This window comes from Dehalococcoidales bacterium (assembly GCA_035529395.1).
Classification (GTDB): Bacteria; Chloroflexota; Dehalococcoidia; order Dehalococcoidales; family Fen-1064; genus DUES01.
In genome coordinates, this window is record DATKWT010000021.1 from 1 (window position 1) to 3,822 (window position 3,822).

Here is a 3,822-nt window from a genome sequence, read left to right on the forward strand (position 1 = left end):
CGTCGCGGCGGTAGTCACCCTGCTTATCCTGCTTACGCCGTTGAGAGAGAAAGGTAACGGAGAACCGACTAAAATAGCGGTTTGATTGGCCCTGTGCCTCATGGTAGAATGCTTCTATTCACGATGGTCATGTACAATCCAGGGCATGGTGAAGTTTATTGCGACACCCCTTGTCTCCAGCATGATTTCCTGTCGGAGACATTAATCACAACGGTACTGCCGGACTACCGGAACAACCCTGGTATTACCCCACCCGTAGCGAGATATTCGCGATGCTCACCGTGAGCTACGTGAAACCTGGCAGGCCGCTGAAAAAGGGGAGTCTAGAGGAGCTTCGCCCCTTCTGAGGGGCGCCCCCTTATGGCAGGGGTGTCTGGGAGTCATTCTTACAGAATGACGCTAGCAGAATCCGAAACCAGATTCTGCCGGTGTCCCCCAGATATAATCTTTTTCCCCTTCCTCGGTAGGAAGGCTCTTCCTGGCTCGGAAGGGGGAGGCGGCCCAGATGGGCCGCACGGGGGTTGGTCGAAATGGTTTTTCATCACCCTGCTAGAGACGGAAGTGGATGAAGATGAACAGGACCTATGAACCGACCTGGGAGTCGCTGAGAACTCATACCACGCCAAAGTGGTTCCAGGACGCCAAATTCGGGATATATACCCACTGGGGAGTTTACTCGGTCCCTGCGTGCGGTCCGAACGGGACATGGTACCCCTACAACATGTATCGAGAGGGAACGGAACAACATGAATACCATGTCAAGACATACGGGCTGCCCTCAGAGTTTGGCTACAAGGACTTCATCCCCATGTTCACCGCAGAGAAGTTCGATGCTGCGGAATGGGCGGAGCTGTTCAGGAAGGCTGGTGCTCAGTTTGCCGGTCCCGTGGGCGAGCACCACGATGGTTTCTGCATGTGGGACAGCCGGTTCACTCGCTGGAATGCCGTACGGATGGGGCCTGGCAGGGATGTTGTCGGTGAGCTGGAGAGCGCCATCCGGGCACAGGGCATGAGGTTCATGGTTGCCCTTCATCATGCCGAGAACTGGTGGTTCTATCCTCACTGGAGGGAGGACTGCGACACCTCGGACCCGCAGTATGTCGACCTGTACGGCCCCCTGCACAATCAGAACTGGGCAAAACAGAAGCCCCAAACGCAGGAGCGGATGCAGGAGTGGTGGCTACAGGACAGGCCGACCAGGGAATACCTCGACAGATGGCTGGCGAGAGGCCGTGAGGTCGTCGATAAATACCGGCCCGATATGCTGTGGTTCGACTTCGGGATACGCGGAGTTCCTGAGAAATATAGAAGAGACTTCCTTGCCTGCTACTACAACAAGCAGAAGGAATGGGGCAAAGAGGTTGCCGTGACCTACAAGTGGCATGACCTCGTCCCCGGCACGGCTATCGTTGACCTGGAACTGGGACGCATGGGGGAGCTGACCTACCACAACTGGATTACCGACACATCGGTCGACGACCAGGGTGCCTGGTCCTACGTGCAGGAGGCCGGTTTCAAGCCCGTGAGAACGCTGGTACACAACCTGGTCGACAACGTGAGCAAGAACGGTAACCTGCTGCTCAATGTTGGGCCCATGCCGAATGGTGAGATTCCTGAGCAGGCGAAGCAATGCCTGCTGGGGATAGGCAAGTGGCTGGACGTGAACGGGGAGGCCATCTATGGGACGATTCCCTGGGTCAAGTACGGCACCGGGCCGACGGAGATGAAGAGGACCGGCTACTTCAGTGAGCAGGACGAAGTGGAGTACACGGCAGAGGACATCCGGTTCACGGCCAGGGATAATGTGCTGTACGCGACGTTTCTGGGCTGGCCTGAAGAGGAGGTGACTATCAGGGACCTGAAGAGGTTGTGGGAGTCCGAAATCAGCTCCGTGACGATGCTTGGCATTGATAGAGAACTGAAATGGGCAATGACCGGAGATGGCCTTGTGGTTGAAAGGCCTGAGGCAAAGCCCTGCGAGCATGCCTGCGTGTTCAGGATTCAGAGGCAAGACCCCTTCTAACAGGTTTTCATCAAGTGTGTAAAACAACAATAGACTAAGGAGCGTAGAATGAAGCTGGAAGGTAAAGTTGCCATTGTCGCCGGTGGTGGGCAAGGGATTGGTGAGGGTATCGTCAAATGTCTTGCCGAGGAAGGGGCTGATGTGGTCATCGTCGACTATGACGGTGAAAATGCGAAGCAGGTCGCCGAAGAAGTTAAATCAATGGGACGCAAAGGCCTTGGTATCTATGCTGATTGCGCTGACGGTGACCTGGTGGCAAAGGCAGTACAGGAAATTATCGATACCTTCGGGAAAATGGACATCCTGGTGAATAATGTCGGTGGGCATTCGGCGCAACCACCCAGGACCGAAATACCCACGTTTGTTGACCGTACCGAGAAAGAGTGGCAGGGCTACTACGAGCAAAATCTGAAATCACACATAATGATGAGCCGGGCGGTGATTCCCCATTTCAAAGAACAGAAAAGCGGGAAGATAGTAAACATATCATCGGTTTCAGGTAGATTTCCGGATTATGATAAGGCACCCTACACGGTCTTCAAAACAAGCGTAATCTCGTTGACATGGGTACTTGCCCGGGAGCTGGCCGAATTCAATATCAATGTTAATTGTGTCTGTCCGGGGACAGTTTTTACACCGCTCTGGAGACGAGGGGTAGTGGCGATACTGGGCAGGTTACGTCAGGCTAAGGCTGAGGGGACCGAACTTCCCGGGCGTTACAATCAGTTTCTTGAAATAGAAAACCTGGACAGTATCACACCCGAAGAATTCTGGCCGATTATGATGCCGGTACACCAGACACCGGAGGATATAGGTAAAACAGTGGCGTTTTTTGTTACCGAGGACTCGAAAAACATCACCGGTCAGACGATATGCGTTGATAACGGTATGATTATGCGATAGAGGATTACCTTCTCTACATGCGAAAGCAAGTAATAGACTAAGGAGGATATCATGAAGCTGGAAGGTAAGTTAGCCATTGTCGCCGGTGGTGGACAGGGGATTGGCGAGGGTATTGTGAAGTGTTTGGCAGAGGAGGGAGCAGATGTCGCCGTGGTTGATATTAACGGTGATATTGCCCGGAAGGCTGCTGATGAAGTCAAATCGATGGGGCGTAAGGGTCTGGCGGTAATTGCCGACCTGACCGATGATAATCAAGTAACCAAATCGGTTAAAGAGACTGTGGACTTCTTCGGGAAGATAGATATCCTGGTGAACAATGTGGGTGGCGTGAGCCTGGAGATGTCACAGATGATGCAGGAGCAAATAGCATCGTTTGGAGGTGAATCTTTCCCTTCATATATGCAGTTCACCCCCGAGGTGTGGGACAAGTATTACCAGTTAAACCTGAAATCGCACGTGATGATGAGCCACGCCGTAACGCCTGTATTTATGAAACAGAAGAGCGGCAGGATAATAAATATATCATCAATCGCGGCCCGGTTGAGTGGCCCGGACCAGATGCCTTACAATGCTTTCAAGGCCGGGGACATATCGATAACCTGGTCGCTGGCACGGGCACTGGCACCATACAATGTTACGGTAAACTGCGTCTGCCCGGGGCATGTGTTTACACCATTGTGGGAACGGGGAGCGATTGCGATGCTGGAAGCGGTACGTAATGCCAAAGCAAAAGGACTACCGCTGCCGCCACGTGTGAGAGGTTACAAACCCGAAGAGCTTGATACTGAGGGGCTTACGCCTCATGAATTCTGGTTGAAGTATATGATTGCTCCGATAACTCCCTTGGGACGAGACCAGACAGCAGAGGATATGGGAAAGGCTGTGTTATTCTTCGC

3 protein-coding genes are annotated in these 3,822 nt (G+C 53.1%); all 3 read left to right on the forward strand.

From position 1 onward, the window contains the following. Positions 1–571 precede the first annotated feature (571 nt). Positions 572–2,023 carry an alpha-L-fucosidase gene (locus VMW13_01360; GenBank protein ID HUV43455.1) on the forward strand — a complete coding sequence of 484 codons (1,452 nt, stop codon included), beginning with the start codon at positions 572–574 and terminating at the stop codon, positions 2,021–2,023. 48 nt (positions 2,024–2,071) lie between these two features. Further along, positions 2,072–2,926, forward strand: coding sequence for an SDR family oxidoreductase (locus tag VMW13_01365; protein HUV43456.1), 855 nt, complete (start codon positions 2,072–2,074; stop codon positions 2,924–2,926). Between the two features lie 51 nt (positions 2,927–2,977). Next, positions 2,978–3,822: SDR family NAD(P)-dependent oxidoreductase (locus VMW13_01370; GenBank protein ID HUV43457.1), on the forward strand; the 845-nt coding region annotated here is incomplete at its 3' end.